Here is an 18,974-nt window from a genome sequence, read left to right as displayed (position 1 = left end):
CATCATCTTTAGATTGTATCTAGAGACGATGCTTCTATATAATATATTTATTTCATTAAATTATCTAACACCATGCATCATTTTCTTCAACAATGGAGTCAAGGCAAAAAGCACAACTGCAGCAATCCCTGTAAGAACCACAAACACCATAAAGAACTCATACAAATTATGAATTGTAAATCCAGCAAATTTTGGATATGAAACAGTTATAACTTGTTTATCTTTAATAAGGTTAAATTCCTGAACAGTAAAAGTTGTATCTTTTGCTACAAACTTATTTACAAACTCAGTTTTATTTCTTTTAGAAAATTCTTTCTGATTTTTTATTTCAGCAATATTCTCAATTTTCTTTTCTATATCTAAATTTAATTCTTTTGCCTTATCCTTATCGATTTTTGCAATTTGAAGTTTTGCCAGTATAAATAGCTGCTCTCCATTTGCAACAGTTTTATTATCCAATAAAGACTGCAAGTCTATATTCGCTTTTTCTGAAGCAATATATTTATCTCCCGTTGGAGGTAAAATCGATCCAAGTGTACCTCCTAATGCATAACCAGATGCATTAGACAAGAAGAAAACACCAAAAAGTAATGATGCAAAACGTTTTGGAGACAGTTTACCCACCAATGATAATCCAATTGGAGATAAACAAAGCTCGGCACATGTATTTAAAAAATATAGTAAAATAAGCCATTTTACTAATAATAATCCTGAAGTTCCTAGTCCAGCAACCTGATTTGCAATCATGAAAAAACTTACAGTAATAACAACAAGTCCAACCGCTAATTTCACAGGAGAAATAGGCTCTTTATCTCTAGCTCTTAAGTAATCCCATAACATACTGAAAGGAACCGCAAGTGCCACAACAAATAAACCATTAAAAATCTGAACCATAGAAGGAGGCATTAGCCATCCAAAGAAATGACGATCAGTTTGATTATCTGCGATAAAAGTTAATGAAGATCCAGCTTGTTCAAATGCTGCCCAGAAAAAAATAATAAAGAACGAAACAATGTAAATTACAAAAATTCTATCGCGCTCTATTTTTGTCAAAGATTTATCAGAAATAATTAAGCCTGCTAAAGCCAAACCACTTGAGTAAATTAAAGTATAGATCAAATTCTGACCAACTACATAATGAAAAAAGAAACCTAAAGCAATAAATGCAATACCTGCAATCACTAAAGACTTAGTAGAAAAATTAGCTTTTTGTGCTTCGCCTTCTTCAAAATCCTCTGCAACATTTTTAGAGGGCAAACCACCTAGCGGCCTTCCTTCTGGAGAAACAACATACTTATTTTTTAATACGTAAAATAAAATTGTGCCTAAAAGCATTGCTATCGCTGCAGCTAAAAATCCCCATCTGAAAGCATGAACATCCCTAAACCCTCCAGCATCTTTTACATCGCCTAATAATGGACAAATAGACTGCCCTAAGAAAGCCCCAATATTAATACCCATGTAGAAAATTGTAAAAGCTGTGTCCAATTTTGTTTTCTCTTGTTTTGGATACAAACTTCCAACCATACTAGAAATGTTTGGCTTGAAGAATCCGTTACCAAAAACAATAGCTCCTAGCCCACAATACATAATTGTTTTTGCAAATGGTACATTTCCTTCAAAAACACTTCCGCTAGCAAATAAGAGCAATTGTCCAATCGCCATTAACAATCCTCCTAAAAGAATACAGTTTCTATTTCCGAAATAACGATCGGCAATAAAACCGCCTAACATTGGTGTTAAGTAACAAAGTCCAAGAAATCCTCCATAAATTAGAGAAGCTTCCTCTTCTTTCATTAATAGTGAATTTACAAGAAATAAAGTCAATAAAGCTCGCATTCCATAAAAATTGAATCGCTCCCACATCTCCGTTCCAAACAATACCCAAAGTCCTTTTGGATGCGCAGTTTTTACTTGAGTTTCTCCCATATTATATTCTGTTTAATTAGGTTTAGTATATTTTAGATTATAAATTTTCTTTGATAAAATTGGTCATTTTATTGTAAAGCTGAATTCTCGTGTTTCCGCCATAAATACCATGATCTTTATCTGGATAAATTTGAGAATCAAATTGCTTATTTGCCTGGATTAAAGCTTCCATCATCTGCATTGAATTCTGAACGTGAACGTTGTCGTCTCCAGAACCGTGAATCAATAAGAACTTCCCTTTTAATTTGCTAACATGATTTATAGGAGAGTTTTGATCGTATCCGCTTGCATTTTCCTGTGGAGTCTGCATGTATCTTTCTGTATAAACGCTGTCGTAAAAGCGCCAGTTTGTAACAGGAGCAACTGCAATTGCCATTTTGAAGACGTCGTTTCCTTGGAAAATACAGTTAGAAGCCATAAATCCACCATAGCTCCATCCGAAAATTCCAATTCTAGAAGCGTCAACATAAGAGTAAGCACCAATTACTTTTGCCGCATCAATCTGATCTTCTACTTCGTATTTTCCTAATTCTTTTTGAGTCACTTTTTTGAAATCTGCTCCTTTGTAGCCTGTACCTCTTCCGTCAACACAAGCCACAATATAACCTTGCTGTGTCAATGAAATAAACCAGTAATCATTAGAATTATTCCATTGATTTGCTACCTGCTGTGATCCTGGACCAGAATATTGGAACATGAAAACAGGGTATTTTTTTGAAGGATCAAAATCTTTTGGTTTTAAAATCCAAGCATTCAATTCGTTTCCTTTTGCTGTTTTTAAAACAATAAATTCTTTTAAAGGAAGATCATATCCTTTTAATTTATCAGCAAGTGCTTGGTTGTTTTCGATAACCTGAATTTCTTTTCCAGATTTTGCTTCATTCAAAGTATAAGTTGTTGGCTGAGAAGCACTAGAATACGTATTGATAAAGTATTGGAAATTTGGACTAAAAGTCGCCGCGTTTGTTCCAACTTTAGCCGTTAAAGCTGTTTTATTTTTTCCGTCTAATGAAATACGGTAAACTGCTCTGTTTATAGAACCATTTTCTGTAGACTGGTAGAAAATAGTTTTGTTTTTTTCGTCGAAACCGTAGTAATTAGTCACTTCCCAGTTTCCTTTTGTAACCTGATTTTTAAGCTTTCCGTTTTTATCATACACATAAATATGATTAAAACCGTCTTTTTCGCTTGTCCAAATAAAACTGTTGTCTTTTAAGAAAGTCAGATTGTCTGTAATATCTACATAAGCTTTGTCTTTTTCATTTAAAACTACTTTTGCAGCAGCTGTATTTCCATCAACAAACAATAGATTTAAATTATCCTGATGACGGTTTAAAACCTGCGCAGAAAGCACATTTGCATCATTTGTCCATTGCATTCTTGCAATGTAAAAATCATTATAGTTTCCTAAATCTACTTTTTTAGAAGTATTTCCAGCAGCATCATAAATATGCAATGAAACTACTGAATTTTTTTCTCCTGCTTTAGGATATTTGAACGTTTCAATTTTTGGATATAAATCTTTATGGAAGATTGACATCGAAAATTCTGGAACTTGGCTTTCATCAAAACGAATGTAAGCTAGTTTCTTACTGTCTTTACTCCAGTCAAACGCACGTACAAAAGCGAATTCTTCTTCGTAAACCCAGTCCGTAATTCCATTTATAACAGCATTTTTCTTTCCATCTGTTGTAACTGCCGTTGATTTTTTTGAAGCAACATCATAGATATATAAGTTATTTTCTTTAGCGTAAGCAATTTTAGTTCCGTCTGGTGAAAATGTTGGCTCTTGAATTTGAAAATCAACAAGTTTAGTTAGAGATTTTGCTGCGATATCATAAAGGAAATAATCAGCAGTAAAAGAGTGACGGAAGATTTTATTAGAATTACAAGCAATTAAGATCTTTTTTTCAGAAGCATCAAAAGTATAGCTGTCAATTCCGTCGGCAAGTTCTTTATGGTTTTTGGTATCAATAAGATTCGATACTTTTTTTAGCGTTGCAAAATCGTATAAGTCAATCTGCATACTTCTGCTCGCCATATCAACATTTAAAACAGTATATTGATTTGTATTTTTTAGCGATTGCAGCTCATCCATTCCTTTAGCCCGGAAAGTACCGCCAAAAACATTTTCGACAGTGATCTTTTGCTGTCCAAAAACGACTGCAGTTAAAAATAAAAGTACTGCAGTAAATTTACTTGTATTCATTAGAATTATTTTAAATATAAAAAGAGCCCAATTTTAGTGAAAAATTTAAACATAATACACATTTTAAGTGTTAAATGTTAAAAAAAATAACGATTGCGTATTTCGATCTTCAAAATAGATTGCAAACAAAACTCTTAAAATAGTATCTTTGCCGCAACATTATTATTTAATATATTGAGAATGAACAACGCTGTTGCTGGATTTTCTAAATTATCCAAAAAAGAAAAAATTAACTGGATTGCAAATGAATATTTTTCGAATCCTGAGGAGGCGCAAAATATTATAAGAAATTACTGGAATTCAGACGAAAAGCTTCAGCAGCTTCATGACGAATTTATAGAAAACACGATTACAAACCTTTATATCCCTCTTGGAGTTGCTCCTAACTTTTTAATCAACGGAAAATACAAAACCATTCCGATGGCTATTGAAGAAAGTTCTGTTGTTGCAGCAGCTTCAAAAGCAGCAAAATATTGGTCAACAAGAGGCGGCTTTAAAGCCACCATAATCGATACCGAAAAAATTGGCCAAGTGCATTTTACTTATAGCGGTGATGCCGAAAAACTAACTCAGTTTTTTGACCAAATCAAACCAAAATTCTTTTCAGAAACGCAGAGCATTACCAAAAATATGCAGCAGCGTGGCGGAGGTATCTTAGATATTAAGCTAAAAGACAAAAGAAGTCTACTCGAAAATTACTATCAGCTTCATGCTACTTTTGAGACAAAAGACAGCATGGGAGCTAATTTTATAAACTCTTGTTTAGAGCAATTTGCTTCTACCTTAAAAGAAGAAGCTCAAAATTCTGATTTATGCCAAAATGATGAAAAATTAGAAGTCATAATGAGCATTCTCTCTAACTATGTGCCGCATTGCCTTGTTAGAGCGGAAGTTTCTTGCCCAATTGAAGAATTAGCAGAAAAACATATTACGAATCCACAAGAATTTGCAGAGCGATTTGTTCAGGCCGTGCAAATTGCAGAAATAGAGCCTTTTAGAGCCGTTACACACAATAAAGGCATTATGAATGGTGTCGATGCTGTGATTCTGGCAACTGGAAATGATTTTAGAGCTGTAGAAGCGGGTGTACATGCGTATGCCTCTAGAAATGGCCAATATGCAAGCTTGTCTCACGCGAAAATCGAAGACGGAATTTTTACTTTTTGGCTTGAAATTCCGCTTGCAGTTGGTACCGTTGGAGGTTTAACTTCTTTGCATCCTTTGGTGAAATTATGTCTGGATATTTTAGAAAAACCTTCTGCCCCAGAATTAATGGAAATTGTAGCTGTTGCAGGTTTAGCGCAAAATTTTGCAGCATTACGTTCTTTAACTACCACCGGAATTCAGGAAGGCCACATGAAAATGCACTTGAACAACATTATCAATCAATTTGAAGCTACAGATGAAGAGCGTCATTTAATCAAAACGCATTTCAAAAAAACAGCCGTTTCTCATAGTGCTGTTGTAGAATTTATTGAAAACCTTAGAAAATAACGAAAGTTAAATTCCAAACATTTCAATTTTTAAATAAATTCCAAATTCCAAAAAGTAACAGAATTTGGAATTTGGAATTTGAGTTTTGGAATTTGGAATTTAAAATATTGGAATTTATACAACAATGAAGAAAACATTTTATAGTAACGGAAAACTTTTTATAGCTGGAGAATATCTTGTTTTAGACGGAGCAGATGCTTTTGCGTTACCTACAAAATTTGGTCAGGATTTAGTAATTGAAAGTTCTGAAGACAAACAAATTGAATGGAAAAGTTACGACCACGACCAGCATTTATGGTTTGAAGAAACTATTTCTTTTGATGAAGTTATAAAAGGTTCAGATCCGCAAATTGATACCGTAAAATCTACTTTAGTAAATATTCTGCACGAGGCTTATGTCTTAAATCCAAAATTTATTGATAGTGCTAATGGATACAAAGTAAGCACACATTTGAGTTTTCCAAAAAACTGGGGATTAGGAACTTCTTCTACGCTTATAAACAATATTGCGCAATGGACAGAGACTAATGCTTTTACTTTGCTTAATAATAGCTTTGGCGGCAGCGGTTATGATATTGCTTGCGCACAAAACAACACTCCAGTTTTATACCGAATTAAAGATAATTTCGTAAAGCAAGTTGAATTTAATCCTGACTTTAAGGAACACCTTTATTTTGTTTATTTGAATAAAAAGCAAAATAGTAAATCAGCCATACACTCTTACAACAATCACAAAAACAATCATTTAGCGGCAAGCGTTGCAGGAAATAATCGAATTACAGATGCAATTCTTCATGCTCAGACTTTAAAAGAGTTTGCTGCGGCAATTCAGAAACACGAAATCCATTTGAGTAATATCTTAGAAATGCAGACTATAAAAGAGGCTGTTTTCCCTGATTTTAATGGTGTGATCAAAAGTCTTGGAGCTTGGGGCGGCGATTTTATATTGGTAGTTTCTAAAGAAAATCCGAAGGAATATTTCTTTACTAAAGGATATGAGACAATTTTGACTTACGAAGAAATGATTTTATAAAATCAATTTCAGAAACAATTAATTAGCTCTTTTATTGCCTCTAATGTGCTTTGTCTCTAAACGACGAACAGCTTTGCTTTCTTGCTCATTAGACTCTATAAGCCTATTATGCAAGCGTTCTGCCATTTTTTCGATACTATTTGTAATAGAATCATAAACCACTTCCATTCGGCGGTGTTTTTCTTCTTTTACTGCTCTTAAAACGTCTTCCACAAAAATTTTATCGTACTTTTCGGCAACAGAATCATGTGTATTAGTTAATCTAATCACATTATCGTTGCTTAAGATTGTAACTTTAAAATGCTGCTCCTCGTTACTCAAATAATACTTTCCACCCAATTCATCAACATTGATGTCGGTGCTAGCCACTTTTAAAAGCTCAATAATAATACCATAAATATGACTTTCTATTTTGGTATATACCCTTGGCTTCTTTCTAAAAAACTTAAAAGTAAAAAACATTAAATAATGATTATTAAAGCTTTTGTTTATGGATTCTTATTTTCTTTTTAGCAAAAGCCAAAAATATGTTAAATTAAAAAATCGAGCAAATTAACTGTAATATTTTGAAAGTCACAAGTTTTTTAAATTAAATTTCGATTATCTCTATATACATTAAGAAAATTACCTCAAAAAAAATATAAACTTTAATTATAGATATCTTAGGAAAAGAAAAAAACCCGAAACACATAAGCGTTTCGGGTTTTTATAAGAGAGGAGTTACTTTTTAATTAGTAATTAAATTGTAATCTGTTATCTTCAATTTTAGCATTGTTTTTCAAAGCTGGCAATACTCTGCTTGCATCATTAGCGCTTTGAGCTTTTACTTTTTCTACATAAGCAGCGTGGTTAGCAATTGCAGGAGCTTTTACAGTTTTAATGTTTTTCACTACATAAACACCTGTATTTCCTTCAATTGGAGCTGAAATTTTGTTTGCAGTTAAAGCAAATGCATTACCTACAACTCTTGGCTCTTGTCCAACTCCACCTGGTAAAACTGGGTTATCAAGAGTTACGTCTGCAGCTTGCTGAACAGCAACTCCTGCAGCTTTAGCAATAGCTTCAATACTTGAACCTTGCATTTTAGCTTTTAATAATTCTGCTTTTTTCTTGTTTTTCAAGATTGGCTCTACGTAAGGTCTTGCCATATCAACAGAAACTAAACCTGATTTGTTTTCACCTTTATATTGTGCAATAACGTGTCCGATGTTTGCGATCTCAAAACGTTTTACATCTCCTTTGCTTGTTTCTTTATCAAATGCCCATCTTACAATGTTACGTTGGTTTCCTAGAGGCCCAAACGCTTCATCCATAGCTTTTGCATTAACTGGCTGAGCAACTTTTAAACCTAATTCTTTAGCTGCAGCATTAAAATCTTTATCAGCAGCGTCCATTTCAAATTTAGTTGCTAATGTAAATACTTTATCAGAAGTAGCTTCAGATGGCTCGATTTTTTGAGCAATTGTAGCTAAACGAATTCCGTCTTGTTTGTCTGTAATTTTGATAATGTGGAAACCGAAAACAGTTTCTACTAAACCAACTTTACCAATTCCGTTGCTGAATACAAAATCATTGAAAGGTTTTACCATTTGGTTTGGCCCAAAATATCCTAAATCACCACCTTGCTGTGCAGATGAATCATCAGAACTTGTAAAAGCTAACATCATAAAACTATCTGGATTAGCTTGAACTTGTGCTAAAATTTCTTCAGCTTTAGCTTTAGCTTCTTCTTTAGTTCTTTTTTCTTTTGTGTTTGGAGTTTGAGATCCTTCGTAACCAATTAAGATATGACTTGCTTTTGCATTAACACCAGCTTTAAATCCTTGAGATTTAGAGATTGCGTAGTATCTTCCGTAAACGTATGGTCCGTAAATTGCTCCAGCTGGCAAGCTGAATAATTTATCAGCATCAACTGCTGGCAATGCATTTTTAGGAACGTAAGTAGAATCGTAAGGAACATCAGAATTTGCATTTACAAATTCAGCAATGTTTGTTGCGTTTCTAAATCCTGGCAATGAATCGTTTTTACCCGTTTTTGCGTTGTAAACAACACTTCCAGATAATAATGCAGTTAATTTAGCTTTAATTTCAGCCTCATCTTCTTTAGAAGCTTTATCTTCAACTAAAACGTATTGAATTTCGCGAGTTGCATCTGCTTTGAATTTTTTCTCGTTTTTCTTCATGTAAGCTACAATCTCATCATCAGAGATTTTTACTTCACTATCTTTAATAGAAGAATATGGAGCAGCTGCAAAAGCAAAACTTACTTTATTAGTTTCCATTTCATACTTTAATTTTCCTTCACTAGCAGTTGTGTAAAGTCCTGATTTAATTAAAGTATTATAGATTTGAAACTTTGCATTCAATTCTGCATCTTTCTCTTTTTGAGAGATGTATTGCGCCGCTTCTGGATTTGATTTAAAATAATCTTTAAACTTAACAACATCAAAAATTCCTGCTGCGTTTAAGAACATTGGGTTTTTACCAATATTTGGATCTGATTTCAAAACCTCTAAAATGTGTTTTTCACCAACTCTCAATCCTAATTTATCAAATTGCGTTGACAATAAAGCGATTGAAACTTCTTGATCCCAAACTCTGTTTGCAGCTTCAGTGGAAGTTATACCTTGCCCACTTTTTTCAACATTACTAACTTTAACTCTAAAGTCTTCAAATGAAATATCTTTTCCATCGATGCTTCCTACATCTTTTGAACTTTGACCAAATGTTCCTCTTGTAAATAGATCTTGTATTATAAATGCAAATAATGCAAGTGCAATAACTCCTATCAATAAAGCGGAACGCTGTCTAATTTTTGCTAAAACTGCCATTTTATTATCGTTAATTTTATATTCAGTTTGCGAAAATACAATTATCTAGTTAATAACAATACAACTAGCGTTTTATTTTCAACTTTTTTTTTCATTAATTTAAAAAATCACTCTTTAATCCTTAATTTGACTAGTTCGATTTTCTTATTTGAAGCCTCTTCAATAGAAAAATGAAACCTGTCTATTACGATTTTATCGCCTTTTTGCGGAATTTCTTTGGTATGATTGACAATAAAACCTCCTAATGTGCCATAAGAATCTTCTTCTGGAATCATCAATTTGTAAGTCTCATTGAGGTATTCAACATCTAATCGGGTCGAAAACAAATACTTGCCTTCTCCTAATTCTTCTTCAACCAATTCTTCGTCTAAATCGTGTTCGTCTTCAATTTCGCCGAAAAGTTCTTCTACAATGTCTTCAATTGTAATAATTCCTGAAGTTCCACCATATTCGTCTAAAACTACTGCTACATTTTTTCGTTTTTTGATCAGCAAATTCAAGACATCTTTAATCAAGATTGTTTCTGGAACAAATTCAACCGTCATTAAAACCGATTTTATAGTTGACGGCTTTTTAAACAAATCGAATGAATGAACATAACCCACAATATCATCTAATGAATTCTGGCTTATTATAATTTTAGAATAGCCTGTTTCGATAAACATCGCTTTAAGATCATCGACTGTATCAAACAAATCTATGTCTACAATTTCTGTTCGAGGCGTCATAATATCGCGAGCTTTCACACCTGAGAATTCTAATGCATTCTGGAAAATCTGAATTTCAGAATCTACTTCATCTTCTTCTTCAACCGTACTCATTTGTTCCGTTATATAATTGCCAAGTTCTATACGGCTAAACAAATGGATTTGGCTTCCTTCTGTTTTAAAAAACTTACTCAAAACAAAATCTGCAATCCAGATAAAAAAAGTAGAGATGTAATAAAATAATCGGTAAAACAAATATGCCGGAAGCGCTAGAATTTTAATTAACGAATTGGCATAAATTTGAAAAAATACTTTCGGAAAAAATTCTGAGGTTAGCAAAACCACAAATGTTGCGAGAAGTGTCTGAATTAGCACATTCCACCAATCAGAAAAAACAAAACCAAAATAGGCCATCCACTCTAATATAAGATCGCCCATAAAAAAACCGTAAATTACCAGAGTTACATTATTGCCAATAAGCATGGCCGCAATAAACTTTGACGGATTTTCGGTTAATTTGGTTAAGATTCGAGACAAGAAATCGTCTTGTTTCTTTTCTATTTCGAGATAAATTTTGTTGGCGGACGTAAAAGCGATTTCCATCCCAGAAAAAAAGGCGGCTAGTATTAAACAGATTATTATAATACTAATTTCCATTTTTTATTGGTTTTTGTTACGGTCGTTATGCCTGTTAAGAAATCTTCTCCTAAAGAAGAACATGAAAATTGCCATTCCTGCAATTACAAAATAGAAAGGATAACTCTCATCTCCTTCATTTAGCTTTACGAAACCATCGTAAGTAAAGAAAACTGCAAAAAGGATGTAAACGTATTGTGTATATTTTAAATAACCCATAATATTATAATTCTTCGTTAGATTCAATTTCACCAGTTATTCGCTGCGAATTGATCACTTTAAAATCTTTGCTAAAATCGATTCCCTGACCATGGGAAACTCCTTTTTTATCAGTCAATTTAAATTTTCGTTCTGTGTAAAACCATTCGTTTTTCTGATCGAAATATAATTGTTCTGTTTCTAAAATCTGACCAGCTTCAGAAGTAATTTTCACTTTTCCTATCAAATCGATAATTCCAGTATTTTTATACGAAACGGCATAATTGCCTTTTATAAAGGTACGCTTTTGCTTTTTATCGTATAAAGTAACGTCGATTCCTTTAGGAAATTCTGTAAATGGAAATTCAAGATTGGAATAATCTAGCATTTTCGGACTTATCAAAACTCCTGTAATGCGTCCAGAATCTGTGTATTTTATATTTACAGTATCGGCATCACTGGCAGGAACGAATTCTGAGAAGTTAATTTTCTGAACTTCTTTAAAATTACTTTCGCATCCAAAAAATAGTGTCACAGCAATAACTGTGACAACTGTCAGACTATATCTTTTTGGTAAATTCATTTGCCAAATGTAGTAAATTGTAATGAGCTTCTAAAAGATAAAATATATTGTTTATTGGTATTTGCTCTTCACAAACCATTTGTCGTTGAAAGAGAAACTCACACTAAAATTAACATAATTTTCTTGTACTAGCTCTGCTGAAGTCGTACCGCGTTTACCAAATTCAATTCCAAAATTTACATTTGAAAAAGATCCGGGAATTGGAATTCCTGCTCCTAATGACATTCCGATATCTTTAATTGATTCGTTATTCACAATCAGACCAATTTTTTCGTATTTCAAACCAGCTCTATATGTAATTCTGCTCATGTAACTAGTAAAAGAAGCATAATTTGGAAGGTAATATCCTCCAACAGCATATTTAGAATAGCTCTCGTATCTCACATTAGGCATGGTATTATAATAGTTGGCTAACTGACCGTCTCCTTGAAAAGTCATATTTGCTCCTACAAGCCATTTTCTAGCTTCACCCATACCTAAACCAATACTTAATTTGTTCGGAAGTTTTAGTTTAGTTGATTCTGTTGGAACTGCATAAGCGCTAGGATCTCCTTGAACCGAAATAACTCTCGTATTATCTGAATTCAAATCACTTGCAAAAGAATAGCTTAAACTAGAAAACAAACTAACCTTTTTGTATATTTTTTTCTGATACATAGTCCCGAAACTAAATGCTGTCCCTGAAATTTCAGAGGTGTTTACTTCTGCGGTTCCGTTTGCAACTCCCGTAATAGCTTCTACGCTGGTTGTTGTAATTTTTCCAAAATTATATTGTGCGTCAACTCCAATATTCCAGCCAGGAATTATTTTGTATGCTAAACCAAAATACACTTTATTGACACCACCTTTTCCGTCAAGCTGAGAACTTGTTGCTCCTTCTATAGCAGAATTGTCGTTACGAATTTTGTACCCTACTGAACTTACAGGTATTAAACCAAATGAAGCACCAAATTTTCCCATTGGAATTCCTAATGCTAAATAATCAAAAGTAGAACGCTGTGCTTTTTCTGACTGAGAACTCGTTTTTAAATTAGAAGTGGCAAATGTTCCTCCAACTGTAAAAGTGGTCTGAATTAAGCTGGCATAACTCGCCGGATTTTCTATATTTAAGTGAATCGTGTCCTGCTCTACTGCAACTCCTGCCATAGATCTGTTTTCAAGTGTTCCCTTGAATCTCACATCTCCTATTCCGAAAAAAGAATAAGGTGAAGCAGTACCTTGTTGAGCGAATGAAACGAACGATATAAGCAAACAAGCGCTTAGTATTACTTTTTTAATCATTGTCGATTTTATATTGATATGTTTGGCTCAAACTCTCCAGAAGGAAATTTGAATTGGCAAATATGGTATTTTTTAATCGTTTAGCCAAAAAATCTGCATCGCCTCCCGTTAAAATTATGATAAAATTTAAAAACTCTTTGCGATATTCATCGATAAAACCGTCAATCTCATAGACGAAACCGTTTACAACCCCAGAATGTATGGCTTGTGCCGTGGAGTTTCCTACATAAGAATCGGGTTCTTCTAAGGTTAGTAACGGCAGTCTGGCGGTAAAATTATGTAGTGATTCATATCGTAATCGAAGGCCTGGAGAGATCGCTCCTCCTAAATAATTGTCATTTTCGTCGATAAAATCGTAGGTAATGCATGTTCCTGCATCAATAACCAAACGGTTTTGTTTTGGAAATTGCAATGTTGCTCCTGCCGCTAAAATCATTCGGTCTATTCCTAAAGTTTTTGGCGTTGCATATTTATTATGGAAAGGAAAAATGTCTTCGTGAGTAAAAAAATGAACTTTGAGTCTGTTTTCGAAAGCTAAAAACGATTGTTTTTCGATACTTCCGACTGAAGCAACAGCCAAATCGGAGCATTTTGGATATTTTTCTAAAATATTTTTAATTTTTTTTTCGATTTCATTTTTATCAAAAACAAAATTTTCCAGAGAAGTATTATCCTCAAATACAGATGCTTTAATTCTGGTATTACCAACATCAACCGTTAAAATCATATTTCTATTTTTGCTTTTGCGAAGATACGAATTGATTTTTTCTAAAAAATGTTTTGCACAAACCAAAAATGATTATATATTTGCACCCGCAACAAGCACGGTACCTTAGCTCAGATGGTAGAGCAATGGACTGAAAATCCATGTGTCCCTGGTTCGATCCCTGGAGGTACCACGAAACCCACTCAAACGAGTGGGTTTTTTGTTTTTTTATACTCTTTTTAAAGAAATTCGAAATTTTAAAATTCCAAATTCCAAAACTTTGTGAAGCTTTGCGTTTAGTTTAACCACAAAGGGCGTTAAGAATTTACGCAAAGGGCGCTAAGATTCTTTTTAAAGTAAGACTTATAAAAGTTCGCAAAGCTTGAAATAAAACTTTGCGAACCTTTGCGTTTTTTCTTTGCGCTCTTTGCGGTTAAATATTAATGTCAACAAATAAATAGTTTTTGTTAAAAAAGTATTAAGTGGATAAAAAAATATCTTATATATTCGTAAAACTGTATTTTTAGATTTCAATTATTAACAAGATCTCAAAGTTGTTTTATGAGCAAAACTTCTACTAAGGGCATTTGGAAAGTGATTTCTGCCTCTTCTATGGGCACCATGATTGAGTGGTACGATTTTTATATCTTCGGCAGTCTGGCTGTTGTAATTTCTACTAAATTTTTTCCTAGTGACAATCCTACCGCAGCATTCTTGTCTACGTTAGCCACTTTTGCCGCGGGATTTGTTGTTCGTCCTTTTGGCGCTTTATTTTTTGGAAGGCTTGGCGATATCATTGGTCGTAAATATACTTTTATGGCCACCTTATTATTAATGGGTGGTTCTACTTTTTTAATTGGCTGTATTCCGAGTTATGAAACGATTGGTTTTCTGGCTCCTTTACTGGTTTTGATTTTGCGCCTTTTGCAGGGACTTGCTCTAGGAGGTGAATATGGCGGAGCCGCAACGTATGTCGCCGAGCACGCGCCAGCAGGAGAAAAAGGATATTGGACTTCTTGGATTCAGACTACAGCTACTGTTGGTTTGTTTATTTCGCTAATGGTTATTCTAGCAACCAAAAGCGTACTTTCTGCAGAAGCTTTTGATTTATGGGGATGGCGTGTTCCGTTTTGGGTTTCGATCGCTATGGTTGGCGTTTCGTATTTGATTAGAAAAAACATGGACGAATCTCCCGTCTTCGCGAAAGCAAAAAAAGAAGGAACAACAAGCACGAATCCGCTAAAGGAAAGTTTTGGGAATAGATATAATTTAAAATTTGTTCTCTTGGCTTTGTTTGGAGCTACAATGGGTCAAGGTGTGGTTTGGTATACAGGACAATTCTACGCTATGAGTTTCATGAAAACGGTAATCAATATTGACTCTTCTCAAGTAGATGAGCTGTTAGGGATTGCTCTTTTAATTGGAACTCCATTTTTTATTGTTTTTGGATGGCTAAGCGACAAAATTGGACGCAAATATATTATGATGTTCGGAATGCTACTGGCAATTCTATTATATAGGCCTATTTATAAAACGATGTACCAAACTACAGACGTTAACCTGAAAACAGAAATAGCAGAAAACCTTGAAGAAAGTACTGAAAATAAACCCGACGGAAGCTCTGTTACAACCATTCAAAAAAAATATACTGACGGTACAACCGTAACAGAGAAAAAAACGTACATGGAGAAAAAAGATGTGCAAACAAGTGTCTCAATTCTAATTAATACAAACGATAAATGGGCTTTAATTTTTCTGGTTTTTATTCAAGTGTTATTTGTAACAATGGTTTACGGCCCAATTGCAGCATTTTTAGTTGAAATGTTTCCGACCAAAATTAGATATACTTCTATGTCATTGCCTTATCATGTCGGGAATGGAATTTTTGGAGGTTTGCTTCCTGCTATCTCTACCTACTTTGTATCACACGCCAAAACAGCAGGCAAAGCCGATTTTTATCTGGACGGATTATGGTATCCGATAATAATCGCTGGAATCTGCTTTGTCATTGGAATGATTTATATTGACAACAAGAACAAAATTACTCACCTTTAAAATTTACAAAAAAAATGAATGCGATTAAACAAGTTTTAGGGGCGTTATGGATTGCTTTGGCTGCAGCTGCTGCTTACTTTTGCGTTTTTGAATTTGGTTTGCCTAAACTTCTTTCAGACCAACAGGACGATTTGGTATTTGGTGCAATTATTCTATTTATACTAACCCCGCTTATCGTTATGGGATTAGGAACATTTGGATATTATTCTTTAATCGGAGAATATAACGATCCTAAAAGAAAAAAATAAACAAAACAATTATAGAATACCTACTTATTCAACCGTCCCAAAAGGCATTAAAACATTAAAATAAAACATCTTATAATTACAAAACTACTTAAACAAAAAAGGCTGTCCATTTCTAGACAGCCCTTTTTTCATTACTAACCAAACCTAATTTTTAATAAACTTCACCACGCGAACTTTATTATTTTCGTCAAACGTTTTTACGAGATACAATCCAGAAGTTAAATTATGTACTGAGAATTGATAATCTGTATTTCCGTTTGTATTAAATGTTTTTACTAATTGTCCTGTCATAGAATAGATATCTACTTTTGAAGTTTTAAAACCTAAAGTAAAATAATCCGTAACAGGATTTGGATACAAACTAACTTGATTTCCTTTTTCAAAATCTTCTATTGCCAGATTTGCTTGTTTATTGCCATAAATTCTATATTCTCCTGGAGCTAAACTTATTGGTGCATTTACATCCGTAATGTTAATTGTCGAATTGTCCATTAAATTATACCATGCTCCAGTATATTGAAATCCTGGAATCATATTTTGTGCGGCTGTATCAAAATTGGCCAAAATTACTACGTCTTTCAACTGAGCCGAAGTCAGATTGCTGTTTGTAATTTTAATATTTACCATCAGAGTAGTTGTATTGGCCATTGTCGCCGTTCCTAAAAAGACTGGTTCTGTTTTTTTAAGCGTAATCATTTTTGCCCAATCGTTGTAAATTTTATTTCGATTGGAATCGCCAAGCCAATTCTCTGTCCATTGCGGCTGTGGTTTTGTATCTAATTTACAATCGCCAGGAGGAGTTGTTCCCTCATCGTTTACAGTTCCGTTATTACAGCTAAAAATAGAATCATCCATTCCTAGTTCTCCAAAATGCCAAATCATTTTTGGTCCTGGAATCAATAAAGAAACTGCTCCAATTGCAGACATTCTAGACAATGCCGTATTTAATGTTTTTACATTATAACTTCCGTTTGAAGCACCGTACTGTACATTTTTATACATCAATCGTTCTTCGTCATGGCTTTCTGCATAACCCACCAAACGATTTGCTGCAAATCCGCGGTTGGCGCTATTCATTCTAAAAATATTACTCTCAGAAGCATATCCCATCGACAATTGATTGTACTCTTTTGTCATTTTCCCCCACATCATCACCCCTTTGCTTGGTGTTTCTGTTACTTTATAATTAGCCCATTCTTTTTCTTCGGCATCACTTCCTAAATGTTCGAAAATTGTATAATGCGTAGGATCTATTGCCCAAGAAAAATCAGCATATTTTTTCAAAATATCGACGCGATCTTGTTTGAATGAATCAGTACAAGAATTATCTCCAGCTGTACATAATTGCGTAAATCCTTTGGTTAAATCCCAACGGAAACCATCAATTTTATATTCTTCAATCCATTGTTTAATCACTCGATTTACATAATACTGCGTTTTTAATGATTCATGATTAAAGTCTTCACCCACACTATAACTGTGTTTTGCCACTGTATTAAAATACGGATTTTCTGCTGTCGGCGATCCAAAACCGTCCCCGTCAGGATCATTCATCCACATTCTCACCATTGCATTTCTTCCAAAAGCATGATTTAAGGCGACATCGAGAATAACTGCAATTCCGTTTTGGTGGCACAAATCAATAAACTCTTTTAATTTGTCTGAAGTTCCGTAAAACTTATCTAAAGCCATGTGGAATGAGGTATTATATCCCCAGCTTTCATTACCTTCAAATTCCATTACTGGCATTAATTCGATTGCATTTATTTTTAGATTTTTAAAATAATCTATCTTATCAATCAAGCTTTGGTAACTTCTTGCTGCATCAAAATCACGAACTAAAACTTCATACACCACTAATTTTTCCTTTTGAGGTTTTTCAAAATTAGTCACCTGCCAATTATAAGGGGTCTGTCCCGTTTTTAAAACAGTAACCTCAAAATTTTGTCCAGCTGGATAAGTTGGCATATTCGGATATGAAGCCACTGGAATATACTGATCATCATAAGGAGATAAAACCAATGTCGAATAAGGATCGGCTGTTTTTACCATTGAAGGCGAATTTGTCAAAGGAGTCGCATCGACAACCCAATATTGATACGTATTATTTTCGCCTGCAACCAATCCCGTTATTTCTAACCAAAATTTCCCTGTAGACGGATCTTTTTTCATGGCATAAGCTGTTGTTGGCTGCCAATTATTAAAACTTCCGGCCACATAAACAAAATCTTTTAAAGGCGCGTCTAGCACCAAAGTTGCTTTTGTAAAATCTGACGAATTATAATTAATACCGTCAACCAAACCTGCAGGCATGGCTTCAGAAACAGTATTCGGATTTATAACTACAGTAAACTTCTTCGAAATCGTAGTTGCGCCTTGAGTCGCAATCAATTCATAATTTTGATTTCCAGTAATGTTAGCATGCGTATAAGAATAACTTGAAGTGCTGGCATTTGTATTTATGGTTGCTCCATTAGCTTTTAAGGTATAACTCGCCGCCCCATTTGTATTTGTAGCAGAGATACTAAAATTAGCTCCAGAAGCAATAATTGTAGTGCTATTTTCTACCGGAGAAGTTAGCGAAACTTGGAAAGAGCCAACTTCAACAACAATATCTTGTGATTTTTTATCCCCACTGCCATCTTTAGTTTTTACTAAAAAACCAATTCTTCCGATTCCGTTTCTAGAAAAATATACCGATGGTGTTATGGTTTTGGTATAAGTATCGGTTCCTGCATTATAAGTAAATTTACTGTCTTCGTTTGATGTGGTCCAAGAGCCGTTAGACGGACTATCTGCTTGATTGGTATCATTTACATCATAACACCAAGACCATAAATATAAAGCATGCGTTGTGGTTATTCCCCAAGATGTTTCATTAACGCTACTACCATTAATTGTAATTGTAATAGGCGTAGTATCTTCGAATGTTGCTGGATTTATTGAGTAAGTAACGGTTTGGATCTGAGCAAAAACAGTTACTCCCATCAACAAAAATATTGATAGTAAAGTTTTTTTCATAATTTATAGTGGTTAGCTAAATAGTTAGTTGGATTAAAAAAGG

At 33.9% G+C, this 18,974-nt stretch carries 14 protein-coding genes and 1 tRNA gene; 5 read left to right on the top strand and 10 right to left on the bottom strand.

Annotated elements, in window-relative coordinates:
* Positions 1–60 precede the first annotated feature (60 nt).
* Together Q9Q97_RS06440 and Q9Q97_RS06435 are read right to left on the bottom strand one after the other, a co-directional pair.
* A complete protein-coding gene (locus Q9Q97_RS06440) occupies positions 61–1,929 on the bottom strand; it encodes a peptide MFS transporter (protein WP_306155727.1) in 1,869 nt (622 codons plus the stop codon).
* 37 nt (positions 1,930–1,966) lie between these two features.
* Entirely contained in the window at positions 1,967–4,138 is a 2,172-nt protein-coding gene (locus Q9Q97_RS06435) for a S9 family peptidase (protein ID WP_306155725.1), read from the bottom strand.
* A gap of 180 nt (positions 4,139–4,318) precedes the next feature.
* Here Q9Q97_RS06435 and Q9Q97_RS06430 point away from each other — a divergent pair, with 180 nt between their 5' ends.
* Together Q9Q97_RS06430 and Q9Q97_RS06425 are read left to right on the top strand one after the other, a co-directional pair.
* Complete coding sequence (locus tag Q9Q97_RS06430) at positions 4,319–5,632, top strand: hydroxymethylglutaryl-CoA reductase, degradative (RefSeq protein WP_306155723.1); 1,314 nt, start codon at positions 4,319–4,321, stop codon at positions 5,630–5,632.
* A gap of 124 nt (positions 5,633–5,756) precedes the next feature.
* On the top strand, positions 5,757–6,665 hold the full coding sequence (locus Q9Q97_RS06425) for a GYDIA family GHMP kinase (RefSeq protein ID WP_306155722.1): 909 nt from the start codon (positions 5,757–5,759) through the stop codon (positions 6,663–6,665).
* An 18-nt stretch (positions 6,666–6,683) separates the two neighbouring features.
* On the opposite strand, the gene Q9Q97_RS06420 is transcribed toward Q9Q97_RS06425, so the two are convergent.
* The 7 genes from Q9Q97_RS06420 to Q9Q97_RS06390 form a co-directional block, all read right to left on the bottom strand.
* Positions 6,684–7,034: a hypothetical protein gene (locus tag Q9Q97_RS06420; protein WP_306155721.1), complete on the bottom strand. Its 351-nt coding sequence runs from the start codon at positions 7,032–7,034 to the stop codon at positions 6,684–6,686.
* A 362-nt stretch (positions 7,035–7,396) separates the two neighbouring features.
* The gene (locus Q9Q97_RS06415; protein WP_306155719.1) at positions 7,397–9,496 is read right to left on the bottom strand and encodes a peptidylprolyl isomerase; all 2,100 of its coding nucleotides are present in this window, start codon (positions 9,494–9,496) and stop codon (positions 7,397–7,399) included.
* Positions 9,497–9,603: 107 nt separating this feature from the next.
* Complete coding sequence (locus Q9Q97_RS06410) at positions 9,604–10,860, bottom strand: hemolysin family protein (RefSeq protein WP_306155718.1); 1,257 nt, start codon at positions 10,858–10,860, stop codon at positions 9,604–9,606.
* A gap of 3 nt (positions 10,861–10,863) precedes the next feature.
* Positions 10,864–11,058, bottom strand: coding sequence for a hypothetical protein (locus tag Q9Q97_RS06405; RefSeq protein ID WP_306155716.1), 195 nt, complete (start codon positions 11,056–11,058; stop codon positions 10,864–10,866).
* Positions 11,059–11,062: 4 nt separating this feature from the next.
* Entirely contained in the window at positions 11,063–11,620 is a 558-nt protein-coding gene (lptC, locus tag Q9Q97_RS06400) for an LPS export ABC transporter periplasmic protein LptC (protein WP_306155714.1), read from the bottom strand.
* A 51-nt stretch (positions 11,621–11,671) separates the two neighbouring features.
* Positions 11,672–12,901 carry a hypothetical protein gene (locus Q9Q97_RS06395; protein WP_306155712.1) on the bottom strand — a complete coding sequence of 410 codons (1,230 nt, stop codon included), beginning with the start codon at positions 12,899–12,901 and terminating at the stop codon, positions 11,672–11,674.
* Positions 12,894–13,628: a type III pantothenate kinase gene (locus Q9Q97_RS06390; protein ID WP_306155711.1), complete on the bottom strand. Its 735-nt coding sequence runs from the start codon at positions 13,626–13,628 to the stop codon at positions 12,894–12,896. Before Q9Q97_RS06390 ends, Q9Q97_RS06395 begins: the two co-directional genes overlap by 8 nt.
* A gap of 99 nt (positions 13,629–13,727) precedes the next feature.
* Between Q9Q97_RS06390 and Q9Q97_RS06385 the strand changes: the two genes are divergently transcribed.
* The 3 genes from Q9Q97_RS06385 (at position 13,728) to Q9Q97_RS06375 (ending at position 15,910) form a co-directional block, all read left to right on the top strand.
* A tRNA-Phe gene (locus Q9Q97_RS06385) sits at positions 13,728–13,800 on the top strand.
* Positions 13,801–14,168: 368 nt separating this feature from the next.
* Positions 14,169–15,662, top strand: coding sequence for an MFS transporter (locus Q9Q97_RS06380; protein WP_306155709.1), 1,494 nt, complete (start codon positions 14,169–14,171; stop codon positions 15,660–15,662).
* 14 nt (positions 15,663–15,676) lie between these two features.
* Positions 15,677–15,910, top strand: a complete 234-nt coding sequence (locus Q9Q97_RS06375) for a DUF6814 family protein (protein ID WP_306155707.1) — start codon at positions 15,677–15,679, stop codon at positions 15,908–15,910.
* 144 nt (positions 15,911–16,054) lie between these two features.
* Here the strand turns inward: Q9Q97_RS06375 and Q9Q97_RS06370 are convergent, their stop codons facing one another.
* A complete protein-coding gene (locus Q9Q97_RS06370; protein ID WP_306155705.1) occupies positions 16,055–18,931 on the bottom strand; it encodes an alpha-amylase family glycosyl hydrolase in 2,877 nt (958 codons plus the stop codon).
* Positions 18,932–18,974 lie beyond the last annotated feature (43 nt).

This window comes from Flavobacterium sp. DG2-3 (assembly GCF_030730925.1).
Classification (GTDB): Bacteria; Bacteroidota; Bacteroidia; order Flavobacteriales; family Flavobacteriaceae; genus Flavobacterium.
This window is presented reverse-complemented; position numbering and strand designations above follow the sequence as displayed.